Origin of the sequence: Nocardia sp. NPDC059236 (assembly GCF_042754085.1) — a bacterium.
In the GTDB taxonomy this organism is placed as follows: Bacteria; Actinomycetota; Actinomycetes; order Mycobacteriales; family Mycobacteriaceae; genus Nocardia.
Genome location: NZ_JBHZAF010000002.1, coordinates 87,505 through 101,849, shown reverse-complemented (window position 1 = coordinate 101,849; position 14,345 = coordinate 87,505). Strand labels below are relative to the sequence as shown.

Genomic DNA, 14,345 nt, shown 5'->3' with positions numbered 1-14,345 from the left:
GCGACCGGATTCACATAACCTGCACCGGTGCTCGACGCAGGACTGTCCAGGCGCGGCTTCTTCGCCGCGGGCGCGGCGCTCGCCGCAGGCCTCGTCACCGCCGGATGCGGTGTGGCGAACGGCAATTCGTCCGACCGCATCCTCGATCCGCACGCCGGGGCCGATCCGGCCACCACGCCGGCGCGGCTACCCGCCGCCACGGTGTCGCCCGACGCCGTGGCCGCGAAGTATGCCGGTCGGCAGCCGCAGGGCTGGGGCATGGACCTCGACGGCATCGTGACCGGGTTCAATGCCACGGGCAAGCAGTTCGCGGTCACCTTCGACGCCTGCGGCGGCCCCGGCAACAACGACATCGACGAGAACCTGCTGGCCTTCCTGCAGGCCCAGCAGATTCCGGCCACCCTGTTCCTGAACAAGCGCTGGATCGACGCGAATCCCGGTCGCGCCGGGCAGCTGGCCGCCAACCCGCTCTTCGAGATCGGCAATCACGGCACCGCGCACTGCCCGCTGGCGGTGAACGGCCGCGCCGCCTACGAGATCAAGGGCACCGCCTCCCCGCAGGCGGCCGTGGACGAGGTGTGGGGCAACCACCAGCGCATCACCGCCCTGACCGGTCACGCGCCCCGCTTCTTCCGCGCGGGCACCGCGCACTACGACGACGTGGCCGTGGCGATCGTGAAGGACCTGGGCGAGACCCCGGTCGGCTTCTCGGTCAACGCCGATTTCGGTGCTACCGCGACCGCCGCCCAGGTCCAGAACAACATGACGGCCGCCAAGACCGGCGGCATCTCCCTGGCGCACATGCACCGCCCCAAGTCGGGCACCGGCGCGGGCATGCTCGCCGCGCTGCCCGTTCTGAAGTCCAACGGCTTCCAATTCGTGCACCTGCCATAGCCTTTCGGGCCGGGGCCACAACCTTTTAGGCCGGGGCCACAACCTTTTGGGCCGGGGCCACAACCTTTCGGGCACGTGCCACAGCATTTCGGGCCCGGCGGTCAGCCGGGTAGCGAGGCCGCCCAGTCCACCGCGACGGATTCGCCGCGGTCGACGGTGAAGAAGGCGACCTCCAGATGCCGGCCCAGATCCACCAACTCCAGGGCGGACAGGGGGACCGGCTGCACCACCCGCACCCGCCACGGTCCCGGCTCGTCCCAGGCGTGCAGTTCCAGATCCAGCCGCAGCACCGGATCGTCTCTGCCGGTGTAGTCGGCTGCGACCGGTGTCGCGGCCAGCACGGTGGCGCGGGCGCGGCGACCGTCGGCCAGGATCTTGGCGATATTGGTGCGCGAGGTCTCCTCGGACGCGGGCAGATACAGCACCACCCGGTCGTCATCGCCCGGATCGACCCGGCAGCAGACCACATCGCCGGGCTGCATCCACTGCCGATCGGCCGCGTTCACCCGCTGCCGCACCCGCGTCTCGTGGGCATGCCGGCCCTCGAGCTGGACCCGCACCCAGAATTCCGGCCCCTCGGCAGTGTCATGCACACCGAGCACGGTCGCGGTGCCCTCGACGCCGTGCAGCAGCAGTTCGCGCCGCGCGGCGTCGTCGAGCGCGGGCCCGCGGCGGGTGAGGCCGCTGGAACCGAATTGCGAGGACAGCCGGGCGAGCAGGCCGATTCGCGGGGCGGGCGCGACCTGCGGTCGCGGCCGACCGGAATTCGGGGGCGCGCCGCGTCCGGAATCGGGCGGCTGGTCGGAAGCGCTGCGCGGTCGCTCGTGTGCGGCCATGTCCATGGCGGTACACCGTAATCGCTGTGTGGTGCCCGACACAGCGATACCCGCGGTTTGCCGAACCCGCTCGTGGGAATGTTTTTCCGACCGGACCCGGGCGTGAGCGCGGGTGATAGCACCTCTACCCTTGTCGCCATGACCTCTGCGTTCCCGACCATCCCCGACGATCTCAAGCCCGCCGACGGACGGTTCGGTTGCGGCCCCTCCAAGGTCCGCCCCGAGCAGCTGCAGTCCCTGGTGGATACCGGCGCTTCGGTGTTCGGTACCTCGCATCGGCAGAAGCCGGTCAAGGACGTGGTGGCGCGGGTGCGCTCCGGTCTGCGCGACCTGTTCTCGCTGCCCGACGGTTACGAGGTCGTGCTGGGCAACGGTGGCACCACCGCGTTCTGGGACGCCGCCGCCTTCGGCCTGATCCGCGAGAAGTCGCTGCACCTGAGCAATGGCGAGTTCTCCTCGAAGTTCGCCTCCGTCGCCAAGGGCAACCCGTTCATCGGTGACCCGATCGTGGTGAAGTCGGAGCCGGGCGACGCTCCCGAGCCGACCTCCGACCCGTCGGCCGACCTGATCGGCTGGGCCCACAACGAGACCTCCACCGGTGTCGCCATCCCGGTGTCGCGCCCGGCCGGTTCCGAGCACGCGCTGGTCGCCATCGACGCCACCTCCGGCGCGGGCGGTCTGCCGGTGAACATCGCCGACACCGACGTCTACTACTTCGCCCCGCAGAAGTGCTTCGCCTCCGACGGCGGCCTGTGGATCGCGCTCATGAGCCCCAAGGCGCTCGAGCGGGTGGAGGAAATCAAGAACTCGGGTCGCTGGACCCCCGAATTCCTCTCGCTGCCGATCGCGATCGACAACTCCAGCAAGGACCAGACCTACAACACCCCGGCGCTTGCCACCCTGTTGCTGTTCGCCAACCAGATCGAGTGGCTGAACGGCAACGGCGGCCTGGACTGGGCCGTGAAGCGCACCGCCGACTCGTCCTCGCGCCTGTACTCGTGGGCCGAGACCAGCGCGTACGCAACGCCGTTCGTGCAGAACCCGGCGCTGCGCTCGCAGGTCGTCGGCACCATCGACTTCGCCGACACCGTGGACGCCGCGCAGGTGGCGAAGGTGCTGCGCGCCAATGGAATCGTGGACACCGAGCCGTACCGGAAGCTGGGCCGTAACCAGCTCCGCATCGGCATGTTCCCGGCCATCGATCCCGAAGATGTGTCGCAGCTGACCCGCTGCGTCGACTGGGTCGTCGAAAAGCTGGCCTGAGCAGTAAAAACGACATCGGTTCACGGTTCTCTCCCGATCTTCGGGAGATCGTGAAACCGGTTTCGCCGCTGAGGCGAATCGATCACACTAATGCGGCGCGGAAGTCTGGGAACAGATTTCCGCGCCGCGTGTCTTGCCCCATGATTCTCAGAAGTGCACTACTGTTCCAGAACGTGGGCGGTGTCGCGAGCCTAGCTATAGCTGTGAGTTGCGCAGCGAACAGGAGGTAACGGTGCGTGAACTTCGAGTAATCGGATTGACGCCCGATTCCACGCACATCGTGTGCATCGATACCGAGAGCGGCCAGAAGTACCGGCTCGCCGCCGACGATAAACTGCGCGCCGCTGCCCGCGGAGATCTTGCCCGATTCGGCCAAATCGAGATCGAAACGGAAGCCACGATGCGTCCTCGCGATATCCAGGCCCGTATCCGTGCCGGTGCGTCCGTGGAGCAGGTCACCGAAGAGTCGGGTATGCCGCTGTCGCGGGTGGAGCGTTTCGCGTATCCCGTTCTGCTGGAACGCGCCCGGGCCGCCGAGCTGGCGCAGAAGGCGCACCCGGTCCGCAACGACGGTCCCGCCGTGGAGACCCTCATCGAGATCGTGTCGGCCGCCTTCGCCGAGCGCGGCCACAATATCGAGGTCGCCGAATGGGACGCCTGGAAGGACGAGAAGGGCTACTGGGTGGCCCAATTGCAGTGGCAGGCGGGCCGTTCCGTGATCGCCGCGCACTGGCGCTACCAGCCGGACGCGCACGGCGGCTCGGTGGTGCCGCTCGATGATCCGGCCTCGGACCTGATCGATCCCGATTTCGGCCGGGCGCTGCGCGGCCTGGCGACCATCCTGCCGGACCAGACCGACCCGGTGGTGGACGAGGTGCCGGCCCCCGCGCCCGCACCGCGCGAGGAGCGGACCCCCGACTACGAGTCCGCGCCGGCGCGAGTCGCCAAGCAGCAGAACGTGGACGACTACTTCGAGCAGCGCGCCGCGGTCGGCGACGGCACCGTGCCGGTGACCGCCGCCGCCGCCCCGGCGCACGCGCCCGCTCCGGCGGCGAAGGAGCAGCCCGCTCCGGCGCTCCCGGCTGCCCCCGCACCCGCTCCGGCGGCTGCCGCCGAGCCCGCGGAACCGGCTCCCGCCCCGGCACAGCCGGCCGCGAAGGCCAACGCGCAGAAGCCGAATCGGGCCAAGCGGGGCGGCAAGGCGCCGATGCCGTCCTGGGAGGATGTACTCCTAGGCGTGCGGTCCTCCGGTCACTGAGTCCCACCGGGTAGGCCGCTCGAATTTCTCGGATGCTAGTGGGTTGCTGAATCCCTGGGCCATCCGCTCTGCGCCGCGCCGCGAAACGAGGTTCGCAACGGCGATATTTCGGCCCTCGCGGAGGTAGATTCATTGAGTCGGCGGTCAGCGCCGGGTCGATCCACGTCGATGCCAGCGATCGGCCGCCGGATGTTTGCTCAAAAGTAGCCAGCCTTTGTGTAGTGACTGAGGGGAGGTGACGTCGGTGCCATCAACGGTCTCGTCCCTGTGGTACGTCGACGCCCCCGATCCGGTGGCCGTGCTGCGTGCGCACCCGGGACCCGACCCGGACGCCGCCTTCGCACTCGCCAAACAGCTCAACCCGGACCGTGATGTGGTGCCCGCCGCCTCGGGCACCATGAAGGTGTGGGCGGGGCCGGATCCCGAATCCATCTATATCGGTTGCTATCCCGGCGTCACGGTCGTCTGCTCCGCCCAGGCCGCGCTGCCGCGCCCCACCAGACTGCCGGAGCTGCTGGTACGTCCGCTCGCCTCCGAGCAGACCTACCTGATCTCCTACGACCTGTCCCTGGGCTGGGGCGCGTTCGCGCATTGGGAACGCGGCGAATTCCGCCGCTCCTTCAGCGCGACCCGGGTCAATATCCTCGAGGACGAGGGCATGCCGCGGGTGTGGGAGCGGCCCTATTGGGCGGGTGACCATCCCATCCACCTCGTGCCCGGTGAACTGCCCGACCCGCAGTTGCTGCCCTTCGACCCGCCGGACTTCGCCGACGCCGCCAATCAGGAGTGGCTCGGCTTCCGTTATCGCGGCCGGGATCCTGAGCAGGCGCTGACCGCCGACGGGATCGAGGTGTGCGGCTTCTCGCTGTTCCCCAGGGGCGAGGCGCCGATGATGGTGGAGGTCGTGCCGGAGGCGCCCGTCGAGCACAACGGCAGCAAACGCGGACTGCTGGGCTGGCTGCGCGGCCGCGACCGGGTCTCCTGACTCAGAACAGCAGCAGGCCCAGCCAGGCCAGCAGGACGCCCGCGCCCAGGCCCGCGATCACCCAGCGGGTCACCGGGGCGTAGCGCCAGCGCCAGGCGGTCGGCGCGGCACCGCCCACCGCGATCAGGTTGACCGCCACCGACATCACCGGATGGATCTGGGCCAGCGCCGCGCCGAAGGCGTACACGCCGACGGCGGTCAGCGCGGCCACCATGACGACCACGGCGATGCCGCTGGCCCACGGGGTGGGTTCGGAATAGCCGTATCCATACGGTCCGTCGGGCGGATGGCTCACTGGGCACGCACTCTCTCGTAGAAGGCCATGGCGGCTGCGGTCGCCACATTAAGCGAATCGGTGCCCGCCGTCATGGGGATGCGGGCACGAATGTCGCAGGCCCGCATGGTCTCCTCGGTGAGGCCGGGGCCCTCCGCGCCGAGCAGCAGGGCCACCTTCTCGCCGGTCATGGCGGTGGCGAGGGTGTCGGCCTTGGGGTTCGGGGTCAGGGCGATGATCTGGAAGCCGTTGTCGCGCAGCACGTCCAGCCCCGCCGGGAAGGGTGGCAGCTGGGCGAAGGGGACCCGCAGCACGTGGCCCATGGAGACCCGCACGGCGCGCCGGTACAGCGGATCCGAGCAGCGGTCGCCGAACAGCACGGCGTCCGCACCCAATCCGGCGGCATTGCGGAAGATCGACCCGATGTTCTCGTGGTCGTTCACGCCCTCGAGCACCGCCACCGTGCGCGCGTCCGCGAGCAGCTCGCCGGCGGTGAGTTCACGCGGCCGATAGGCGCCCGCGAGAACACCGCGATTCAAATGGAATCCGACGACCTGCGCCATCACCTCGGCGCTGGTCCGGTAATACGGAATTTCCACTCCGGTCAGCTCCTCGGCGAGCTGTTCGTATCTCTTCGCGACACCGAACAATGCGAAGGGCGTGAATCGCGAGGCCAGCATGCGCTGCACGACCACCACACCCTCGGCGATCACCAATCCCTTGCCGCCGGGCAGGTCGGGGCGTCGATCGGCATTGTTGAGGTCGCGGAATTCGGCGACCCGCGGATCGTCCGGGTCGTCGATATCGATCACTTCGGCCACCGGGACATTTTCGCCTCCGCTGCGGGCGGGCGAATGCGCGGGGCATAAGGTGATCGAGACCCGATTCCGATCTATCGAAGAGGACAGCCCATGAGCAGCAAGCCGGAAATCGAGTTCCAGGATGGTCCCGCCCCCGCCGAACTCGTGATCAAGGATCTCGTTGTGGGTGACGGCGCCGAAGCCAAGCCCGGCGACACCGTCGATGTCCACTACGTGGGCGTCGAGTACGACTCCGGCGCGCAGTTCGACGCCTCCTGGGACCGTGGTGAGTCCATCGTCTTCCCGCTGCGCGGCCTGATCCAGGGCTGGCAGGACGGCATCCCGGGCATGAAGGTGGGCGGCCGCCGCCAGCTGACCATCCCGCCGAAGCTGGCCTACGGCGAGGCGGGTGGCCACCATCTGGCCGGCAAGACCCTCGTCTTCATCATCGACCTCCTGGACGTCGTGAACTGACGACTCCGGTCGACGAAAAACCCGTGCCCGCCGTGCTTTTCAGCGCGGCGGGCACGGTTGTCTTCGCTGCTGGAACTCACACCTTCACGACGATGCTGCTGATGATCTTGTCGGCGAAGGTCTGCTTCTTGGCGTCCCAGAGCGGCCAGAGCCAGCCGAGGTAGCAGGGGAGGGTGTCGACGATGTGGCAGATCTGCCGGACGAAGGCCATGCCGAAGCCCAGGGGCTGCCCGTCGGCCTCGCGGATCAGCTTGATGCCCAGCAGCTTCTTACCGGGGGTCTGGCCGCTGGTGCCCTCCATATAGATGAGATACAGGCCGCCGATGATCGCGATGGCCGCGCCGATGAGCACCAGCACGATCCCGCCCGCGGACAGCCCGCCCGAGCAGGACGTGCTGTAGGAGGAGTCGGTCGAGTCGGTGGTGCAGTTCATGTCCCTGGACCCGACCGCGAAGCCGATGCCGTAGAAGATGGCCGCGGGCACGCCGATGATCAGCCGGTCGATGAGGTACGCCCCGACCCGCGCGCCCCAACTGGCATAGGGCGCTTGGGGATACGCGGCATAGCCGGGTCCCGGCGGATAGCCCCCGGGCTGACCCGGATAGCCGCCCATCGGCTGCCCGTACCCGGGCTGTGGCTGTCCTCCGTACCCGGGTGGTGGCTGCTGCCCGTAGCCGGGCGGTGGCTGCTGGCCGAACCCGGGCTGCTGCCCGAATCCGGGCTGTTGCGGCTGCTGCGAGTAGGGATCGTTGCCGTAGGTCATCGGTTCCTCCCCAGAGGGAATGCGGGGGCTGGGCCCCCGCATTGTCTCCCGAATCCCTAGCCGACGATGGCGTTCATGATTGTTCCGGCGCTCGTGGCGGTCGCGCCGCCGATCATGGCGTTGGCGACCATCTTGGGGGAGGCCGAGCCGCCGCCCCACTTCTCCCAGGCGAAGCGCCCGCCGCCGTAGGTGATGGCCGCGACGCCCGACATCTGGGTGAACCAGGTGAAGTAGCGGAACATCTTCATCATCTTGTCGGCCATGGGCGGGGTTTCCGCGGTGGGGTTGCCCATCTGGGCGAGAACCGTGCCGTACATGTCATGCGCGGCCATCAGCATGCTCACGATCGTTCCTCTCCGGTACCGGGGCGGTAGGTGGAGCCAGGGTCGGTAGAGCGGTGGAGCTTCCGAAACGCGTCGATTAGAGCAATCCGGGCAGAGTCTATCCGGGCGAATCGCCGAATGTTGCTGATTGTTTGCGAACGTTATTTCCGAACGATGTCGACCGGGTCGGTGAGGGCGGCCGCGATGGCCGTTTGCTGCGGCACCCCGAGCTGCGGGAGCGCGCCCATCGCCTGGTCGGCCTGATTGCCCAATGTTTTGGTCACGGCCTGCAATTGGGTGACGCCACCGGTCAGCGCCTGCATGGCCGCCACCAGCTGGGTGCCCGCCTGATCGGCGATGGCCGGAATGCTCTGTGCCAGCGACGCGCCCTGATTCAGTTGGGTGCTCGCGTCGTTCAGCCTGCCGGCCGCGTCGCGTAGTAGTTGCCCGACCTTGGTATCCGGAGTGACTTGCGTGCCGGTCAGATTGGCGAAGCCGCTGAGCTGGGTGTTGGCCTGATTCGCCACGTTCTGCAGACCCTGCAGCTGGGCGATGACATTCGCCAGCTGCGGATCATTGGCGAACGGCAGCGCCTGCAGCAGCGGCACCACGAAGTCGAGACCGTTGGACAGCGTGCTCGCCGCCTGGGAGACCTGCCCCATGGTGACGCCGGTCGAATCCAGCGCCGCGGCAAGCTGATTCGCCTGCGTGGTGGCGGCGCTCAGGGTGGAGTTCAGCGCGTCGATGCCGGAGGTCAACTGTCCCGCACCGGATTTCGCCTGATTCAGGAAGTCCATCATCTGGTCGGCGCCCCCGGAGAACTGCTGCGCCCCGTCGGCGGCCGCCCGCACGCCCGCGCTGAGCAGCTGCGAGGTGCCCGCGATCTGCGACACCTGCACGCGCGCGGTGTTCATGGTCGCGAACAGGGTGTCCAGCCCGGCGGCGCTGATCTTCTTGGTCACCTCGGTCACCGCGTCGTTGACCAGGTTCGGGTCGGCGCGATCGTGGGTGGTGACGGTGACCTGCGCCCGCTGCGGCTTGTCGGTGAGCAGGGAGGTGATGCCGGTACTGAGGTCGGTGGGCAGCGTGACCACCGCGGCGTAGTCCTTGGTGCTCGCCTCGTCGACCACGTCCCAGTGCCGGGCTCCGCTGCCCTGCAGCTCCTTTGCGATGCGCGCGCCCAGTGGCCCGGTATCGCCGTTGATGAGCGCGACCGCGGTGGGCGCGGAGCGTAGCCGGAGGACGCTGATCGTGCCCGCGGTGACCGCGGCGGCGAGCAGCAGGACGATCAGGACCCAGCGGGCGCGTTTTCCGAACACCATTCAGACCGTAGAGGGGCGGCGTGTCCCGAGCTCTGATGGTTGTCTGAGAGTTCGGTAAAGACCGGTACGTTCACCCGCGGCCGGGCGATGGCCCCGGCGGCGCATCGCGGTCCGGAAGTTCCAGTACCAGGCGCACCCCGCCCAGCGTGCCGTCGTCGAAATAGGCTCGGCCACCGTGCAATTGGGCCTGCTGCGCGACCAGCGCCAGCCCCAGCCCGGACCCGCCCTTGGCGGCTTGGCTACCTCGGAAGAACCGTTCGAACACCGCCTCGCGCTCCGCGGGCGGCAGTCCGCGCCCGTTGTCGTCGATGGAGATGACGATGCGCCCGGTCGCCGACCGGTGCGCCGACACCAGCGCCTCGGTGGCCCCGCCGTGCCGCGCCGAATTGGTGAGCGCGTTGTCCACGGCCAGCCGCAGACCGGTGGGCAGGCCGCGGGTGACGAGTTCGGCGTCGGTGTCGATACGCACCTTCAGCTGCGGGAAGTGCCGCATGGCGTCGTGCGCGGCGGCGTCGCAGAGCTCGGCCACATCGGTGACCACGTGGTCGCGTTCATTGGTGAGGTCACCGGCGGCCAGCCGTTCCAGCGCCGCGAGGGTGGTCTCCACCCGGTTCTGGCCGCGCTGCAGGTCGCCGAGGATCTCCCGGCGCTGGTCCTCGCTGAGGTCGAGGGTGCGCAGTACCTCCAGATCGGTGCGCATGGCGGTGAGCGGGGTGCGCAGTTCGTGCGCGGACACCGCGGCGAAGTCGCGCGCGGTCTCCAGCGCCGCGGCGATCTCGGCCTGCGCCCGATCCAGCCGCTCCAGCATGGTGTTGACGGCCTCGCCCAGCTTGTCGGCCTCCTTGACGCCCGAACCGTCCACGGGCAGCTGCGCATTCGGGCCGCCGGTGGGCCCGCGCTGATCGACCGCCTCGGTGAGCCGGACGATGGGCCGCACCGCGCGGCCGCCGAACAGCCAGCCCAGCCCGGCCGAAGCCGCTACCGCGGCCAGCGCCGCGAAGAACACGAACCGCCGCTGCTCCGCGGTGGCGTGCTCGGTCTCCGTGGTCGGAATGCCCAGGGAGACAACGCGTCCCGCGGGCTGGTTCTCGGTGGTGGTGAGCACCCGGTAGGAATTGCCGTCCACCGTGACGGTGTGATTACCCACCGACAGGGCGGGCAGCTGCACGGAGGTGCTGGTCATGGAGCCGTCGGCATTGCGCACGGTGAGCGCCAGCTGGTTGGTGGGCCCGAGCACGTCGAGGACGGTCACCGCGAGTTGTGGCTCGATGAGCACGATCCGCGAGGACAGCGCCAGCTGCTGATCGGCCTGACTGAGATTGTTGCGCTCGATGGCGGTGACGGTCACCCAGCTGAGCACCGCCACGATGATGGTGGCGCCCAGCGCCGCGGCCGCCGCGACCCGGAAGCGCAGCGAATAGGAGTGGCGGCGCCGGCGCGGTGGCGCGGAATCGGGTGCGGGCCGGTTCATTTGGGTGCGCGTAAGACGAACCCCACCCCGCGGATGGTGTGCAGCAGGCGCGGGGTGCCGTCGACCTCGAGTTTGCGGCGCAGGTAGCCGACGAAGACGTCCACCACATTGGTGTCGGCGGCGAAGTCGTAGCCCCACACCAGTTCCAGCAGCCGCTCCCGGCTCAGCACCACGCCGGCGCTGCGCGCCAGCGTGGACAGCAGCTCGAATTCCCTTTTGGTGAGCTCGATCTCGGTGCCGTGCAGCAGCGCCCGGTAGCCGGCGACGTCGACTTCCAAGGGGCCCACGGTGATCGCGCCCGGGATGGCGGAGGCGGGTACGTCGCTGCGCCGCCGCAGCAGCGCCTTGATGCGGGCGACCAGTTCGGCGAGCACGAACGGCTTCACCAGATAGTCGTCGGCTCCGGATTCCAGCCCGGCGATCCGGTCGTCGACCGAACTGCGCGCCGACAGTACGCAGATCGGCACCTCGTTGCCCATGGCGCGCAGCGCGGTGACCACGCCCGCGCCGTCCAGGACCGGCATGTTCATATCGAGCACGACGGCATCGGGCGCGGATTCGTTGACACTGCGCAGCGCCGCCGCGCCGTCCCGGGCGATGACCACCCGGAACCCCGACAGCCGGAGCCCGCGCTCGACCGATGCGAGCACATCCTCGTCGTCGTCGACGACCAGGACAGTGGGTACCTCACCGCGTTCGACCACGGGTTCCATTCTGGCAGCCGCTAGCTCAGTAGTTGTGGCAGGAGTCCGCGACCTGCTGGATCGCGGCGGCGATTCCGCCGGCGCGCGGGTCGGCCGCGGCCTGGTTGGCGGCGTCCGGGTTGTCCTTCAGGTACTGGTCGAGCTCGGCCTGCCGCTCGGCGGGGGACAGGTCGAACTTGGCCTTCAGTTCGGCCTTGGTGTCGGGGTTCTGGTCCAGGAACTGGGCCAGGGCCGGGGCCTTGTCGTGCAGGGCCGCGTCCACCTGGGTGAAGGTGCAGGTCGAGTTCAGTAGCGGCGCAACCAGATCCGCGGGGGAGGCCGAGGCGGTGGCGGGCGCGAGGGCGAGGGCCACGGCGGCGACCGCGCCGGCTCCGAAGAGCGCACCGACGCGGCGATTACGGACGAAGCTCATGCATCGACCTTTCTTGTTCGACAAGCAGAGCGAAAGGATGGCGCGCGAATCCCGCGATTCGCGCCCGCCCGACGCTAAACCATCCGCATGGGAGGCCGATGAGCGAAGTATGAAAACTCTCTGAGGCTAGCCCGAGACGGCCGAATCCCCGGCCTGAGCGGCCGGATCCACCCCGGACGCGCCCGTATCGAGGGTGGCCGGATCGACCCGGTGGATCGGGGAGGCTGCGACCGCGGCATCGGCGGCGGCGATGCGCTCCTTGTCCTCCATGAGGGTGACCGCGTCGCGAATCTGCTTCTCCAGGGTGGGCAGCATGGCGGCGTCGTCGATGGTGGGCGGCACCTCGAAGGTTTCACCCGCCGCGATCTGACGCATGGTGCGGCGCAGGATCTTTCCGGAGCGGGTCTTGGGCAGCGCGGTCACCGCGACCACGTCATAGAGGGTGGCGATGGCGCCGACCCGCTCGCGCACCCGCTCGATGACCTCGGCGCGCAGCCGCTCGGACTCGATGTCGATGCCGGTCTTGAGCACCACGTACCCGATCGGCCGCTGCCCCTTCAGCTCGTCCGGAATACCGACCACCGCGGTCTCGGCCACAGCCGGATGCCCGGAGATGGCCGCCTCGATGCCGCCCGCCGAGAGCCGGTGCCCGGCCATATTGATGACGTCGTCACTGCGGCCCAGGACGTACAGGTAACCGTCCTCGTCGAAGAAGCCGGAGTCCCCGGTCAGATAGTGGCCGGGATAGGCGGAGAGATAGGAGCGCTCGTAGCGGGCGTCGTCGCGCCACAGCGTGGTCAGCGTGCCGGGCGGCAGCGGCAGCCCGATGACGATGTTTCCTTCTGTATTGGGTGGGACCGCATTGCCTTCGGAATCCAGCACCCGCAGCCGGTACCCGGGCACCGGCACCGAGGCCGAACCGGGCTTGATCGGGAGCTGCTGCAGCCCGAGCGGATTGGCGCAGATGGGCCAGCCGGTCTCGGTCTGCCACCAGTGGTCCACGACGGGGCAGTCGGGCCGCTCCGCGAGCAGGGTCTCCACCGCCCACTCGTAGGTGGCGGGGTCCAGCCGCTCGCCGGCGCAGAACAGCGCCCGCAGCCGGGTCAGATCGTGCCGATGCGCGAGTGCGGCGTCCGGATCGGCGCGGCGAATGGCCCGCAGCGCCGTCGGTGCGGTGAACATCACGTCCACCTTGTACTCGTCCACCAGTCGCCAGAAGGTCCCGGCGTCCGGGGTCCCGATCGGCTTGCCCTCGTAGAGGATGGTGGTCGCCCCGACCAGCAGCGGCGCGTACACGATGTAGGAGTGCCCGACCACCCAGCCGATATCGGAGGTGGTGAGCATGGTCTGCCCGGGGCCGACCTCGTAGATATTGCGCATGGACCAGGCCAGTGCGACCGCGTGCCCGCCGTTGTCGCGCACCACGCCCTTGGGCTTCCCGGTGGTCCCGGAGGTGTAGAGGATATAGAGGGGATCGGTCGCGGCCACCGAGACGGGATCGGCCGGTTCCGCGCCGATCTGCGCCTCGTCCCAGTCCAGCCAGCGGGCGGCGACGGTGTCGGAGGAGGCGGGCAGATGTTCGGTGGCGGCCTGCTCGGCGGGAAAACGAATGGTGGGGAAGCCGTCCCGCTGCTTGACCAGCACCGTGCGGGGCGCGGTGGTCTCCGCGAGGTCGAGGGCGGCCAGCACGATCGGCGGGTATTCGATGCGGCGGCCGGGTTCCAGCCCGCCGGAGGCAGTGATGATCAGCACAGGTTCGGCGTCGTCGATGCGGGCCGCGAGTTCGTGGGCGGCGAATCCGCCGAAGACCACCGAGTGCACCGCGCCGATGCGGGCGCAGGCGAGCATGGCCACCACGGCTTCCGGAATCATCGGCATATAGATGACGACGCGATCACCGGTCTTGACGCCCAGTCGGAGCATGGATCCGGCAAATCGGGCGACTTCGTCCAGCAGCTCCCGATATGTGTAGATCCTTCTGGACCCGGTCATAGCGGAGTCGTATATTAGGGCCGGTTGTTCAGCGCGACCCCCCTCCTGACCGCCGGTCGGGCCCTCCGGGGATGTGATATCGCGCACATGCCGGTCCAGGGCGTTGTAGGAGGTGTTCAGGCGAGCATCGGGAAACCAGCGCGCCGTCGGACGGGCCGCGGTATCGAGAATCTGGGTGGGAGGCACATCCCAGCTGATGGCTTCGGCCGCGTCGCACCAGAACTCCGAGGGATCGACCAGGCTCAGCTGATACGCCGGTCGGTACTCCTGCTTCGCGTTCAACCCGGTGACTCCCTAGCTCCGCCATGTGTCCTTGAGATGCGCTGAGATGCCCGCCTCGATAGATCCAGCTGATTGTGGCAGACTTCACGCGACGTCCGGGCGGACGCCGCGACCTTTGATTTTGCCTGCAAATGGCAGGTCAGAGACCGGTGGTTGCCAAGAGGTCACACAAGAAGTTATTGATCCGTTAGAATCGCATGTCACATATTTCGGCCGTCTTGGACGCAATTTCTCGGCCAGCCGCAGTTCTCGGCCAGCTGTGCCAGTCGAGCCCAGCGTGCGATCGCGGAGG

Annotated in this window: 15 protein-coding genes; 5 read left to right on the top strand and 10 right to left on the bottom strand. The window is 68.7% G+C overall.

Annotated elements, in window-relative coordinates; translation table 11 throughout:
• Positions 1 to 27: 27 nt before the first annotated feature.
• Positions 28 to 894: a polysaccharide deacetylase family protein gene (locus ACFXIV_RS05570; protein ID WP_379397871.1), complete on the top strand. Its 867-nt coding sequence runs from the start codon at positions 28 to 30 to the stop codon at positions 892 to 894.
• Between the two features lie 101 nt (positions 895 to 995).
• Here ACFXIV_RS05570 and ACFXIV_RS05565 read toward each other — a convergent pair whose 3' ends face one another.
• On the bottom strand, positions 996 to 1,736 hold the full coding sequence (locus ACFXIV_RS05565) for a hypothetical protein (protein ID WP_379397869.1): 741 nt from the start codon (positions 1,734 to 1,736) through the stop codon (positions 996 to 998).
• Between the two features lie 132 nt (positions 1,737 to 1,868).
• On the opposite strand from ACFXIV_RS05565, the gene serC reads away from it, so the two are divergent.
• The 3 genes from serC (at position 1,869) to ACFXIV_RS05550 (ending at position 5,236) form a co-directional block, all read left to right on the top strand.
• Positions 1,869 to 2,993, top strand: coding sequence for a phosphoserine transaminase (gene serC / locus ACFXIV_RS05560; protein ID WP_379397867.1), 1,125 nt, complete (start codon positions 1,869 to 1,871; stop codon positions 2,991 to 2,993).
• Positions 2,994 to 3,225: 232 nt separating this feature from the next.
• Positions 3,226 to 4,251, top strand: coding sequence for a septation protein SepH (sepH, locus tag ACFXIV_RS05555; protein WP_379397865.1), 1,026 nt, complete (start codon positions 3,226 to 3,228; stop codon positions 4,249 to 4,251).
• 244 nt (positions 4,252 to 4,495) lie between these two features.
• Positions 4,496 to 5,236: a DUF6928 family protein gene (locus tag ACFXIV_RS05550; protein WP_379397863.1), complete on the top strand. Its 741-nt coding sequence runs from the start codon at positions 4,496 to 4,498 to the stop codon at positions 5,234 to 5,236.
• A 1-nt stretch (position 5,237) separates the two neighbouring features.
• Here ACFXIV_RS05550 and ACFXIV_RS05545 read toward each other — a convergent pair whose 3' ends face one another.
• Positions 5,238 to 5,531, bottom strand: coding sequence for a DUF2537 domain-containing protein (locus ACFXIV_RS05545; RefSeq protein ID WP_379397861.1), 294 nt, complete (start codon positions 5,529 to 5,531; stop codon positions 5,238 to 5,240).
• On the bottom strand, positions 5,528 to 6,331 hold the full coding sequence (locus tag ACFXIV_RS05540; RefSeq protein ID WP_379397859.1) for a TrmH family RNA methyltransferase: 804 nt from the start codon (positions 6,329 to 6,331) through the stop codon (positions 5,528 to 5,530). The genes ACFXIV_RS05545 and ACFXIV_RS05540 overlap by 4 nt, the downstream gene beginning before the upstream one ends.
• A gap of 90 nt (positions 6,332 to 6,421) precedes the next feature.
• Between ACFXIV_RS05540 and ACFXIV_RS05535 the strand changes: the two genes are divergently transcribed.
• Positions 6,422 to 6,784: an FKBP-type peptidyl-prolyl cis-trans isomerase gene (locus tag ACFXIV_RS05535; RefSeq protein WP_379397857.1), complete on the top strand. Its 363-nt coding sequence runs from the start codon at positions 6,422 to 6,424 to the stop codon at positions 6,782 to 6,784.
• A gap of 76 nt (positions 6,785 to 6,860) precedes the next feature.
• On the opposite strand, the gene ACFXIV_RS05530 is transcribed toward ACFXIV_RS05535, so the two are convergent.
• From ACFXIV_RS05530 to ACFXIV_RS05500, 7 genes are all read right to left on the bottom strand, one after another.
• A complete protein-coding gene (locus ACFXIV_RS05530; protein ID WP_379397855.1) occupies positions 6,861 to 7,547 on the bottom strand; it encodes an RDD family protein in 687 nt (228 codons plus the stop codon).
• Between the two features lie 56 nt (positions 7,548 to 7,603).
• On the bottom strand, positions 7,604 to 7,885 hold the full coding sequence (locus ACFXIV_RS05525) for a hypothetical protein (RefSeq protein WP_379383426.1): 282 nt from the start codon (positions 7,883 to 7,885) through the stop codon (positions 7,604 to 7,606).
• A gap of 146 nt (positions 7,886 to 8,031) precedes the next feature.
• The gene (locus ACFXIV_RS05520) at positions 8,032 to 9,192 is read right to left on the bottom strand and encodes a YhgE/Pip domain-containing protein (RefSeq protein ID WP_379397853.1); all 1,161 of its coding nucleotides are present in this window, start codon (positions 9,190 to 9,192) and stop codon (positions 8,032 to 8,034) included.
• Between the two features lie 70 nt (positions 9,193 to 9,262).
• Positions 9,263 to 10,663: an ATP-binding protein gene (locus tag ACFXIV_RS05515; protein ID WP_379397851.1), complete on the bottom strand. Its 1,401-nt coding sequence runs from the start codon at positions 10,661 to 10,663 to the stop codon at positions 9,263 to 9,265.
• Positions 10,660 to 11,367: a response regulator transcription factor gene (locus ACFXIV_RS05510; RefSeq protein ID WP_379382912.1), complete on the bottom strand. Its 708-nt coding sequence runs from the start codon at positions 11,365 to 11,367 to the stop codon at positions 10,660 to 10,662. The genes ACFXIV_RS05515 and ACFXIV_RS05510 overlap by 4 nt, the downstream gene beginning before the upstream one ends.
• Positions 11,368 to 11,392: 25 nt before the next feature.
• Entirely contained in the window at positions 11,393 to 11,779 is a 387-nt protein-coding gene (locus tag ACFXIV_RS05505; protein WP_379397849.1) for a hemophore-related protein, read from the bottom strand.
• Between the two features lie 126 nt (positions 11,780 to 11,905).
• The gene (locus tag ACFXIV_RS05500) at positions 11,906 to 14,053 is read right to left on the bottom strand and encodes an AMP-binding protein (RefSeq protein ID WP_379397847.1); all 2,148 of its coding nucleotides are present in this window, start codon (positions 14,051 to 14,053) and stop codon (positions 11,906 to 11,908) included.
• Between the last annotated feature and the right edge of the window lie 292 nt (positions 14,054 to 14,345).

Excerpts from the sequence above, each read along its gene's own strand:
- ACFXIV_RS05565 (WP_379397869.1), bottom strand. The coding sequence starts at position 1,736 with ATGGACATGGCCGCACACGAGCGACCGCGCAGCGCTTCCGACCAGCCG.
- serC (WP_379397867.1), top strand. The coding sequence starts at position 1,869 with ATGACCTCTGCGTTCCCGACCATCCCCGACGATCTCAAGCCCGCCGAC.
- ACFXIV_RS05535 (WP_379397857.1), top strand. The coding sequence starts at position 6,422 with ATGAGCAGCAAGCCGGAAATCGAGTTCCAGGATGGTCCCGCCCCCGCC.
- ACFXIV_RS05530 (WP_379397855.1), bottom strand. The coding sequence starts at position 7,547 with ATGACCTACGGCAACGATCCCTACTCGCAGCAGCCGCAACAGCCCGGA.
- ACFXIV_RS05525 (WP_379383426.1), bottom strand. The coding sequence starts at position 7,885 with ATGCTGATGGCCGCGCATGACATGTACGGCACGGTTCTCGCCCAGATG.
- ACFXIV_RS05520 (WP_379397853.1), bottom strand. The coding sequence starts at position 9,192 with ATGGTGTTCGGAAAACGCGCCCGCTGGGTCCTGATCGTCCTGCTGCTC.
- ACFXIV_RS05515 (WP_379397851.1), bottom strand. The coding sequence starts at position 10,663 with ATGAACCGGCCCGCACCCGATTCCGCGCCACCGCGCCGGCGCCGCCAC.
- ACFXIV_RS05505 (WP_379397849.1), bottom strand. The coding sequence starts at position 11,779 with ATGAGCTTCGTCCGTAATCGCCGCGTCGGTGCGCTCTTCGGAGCCGGC.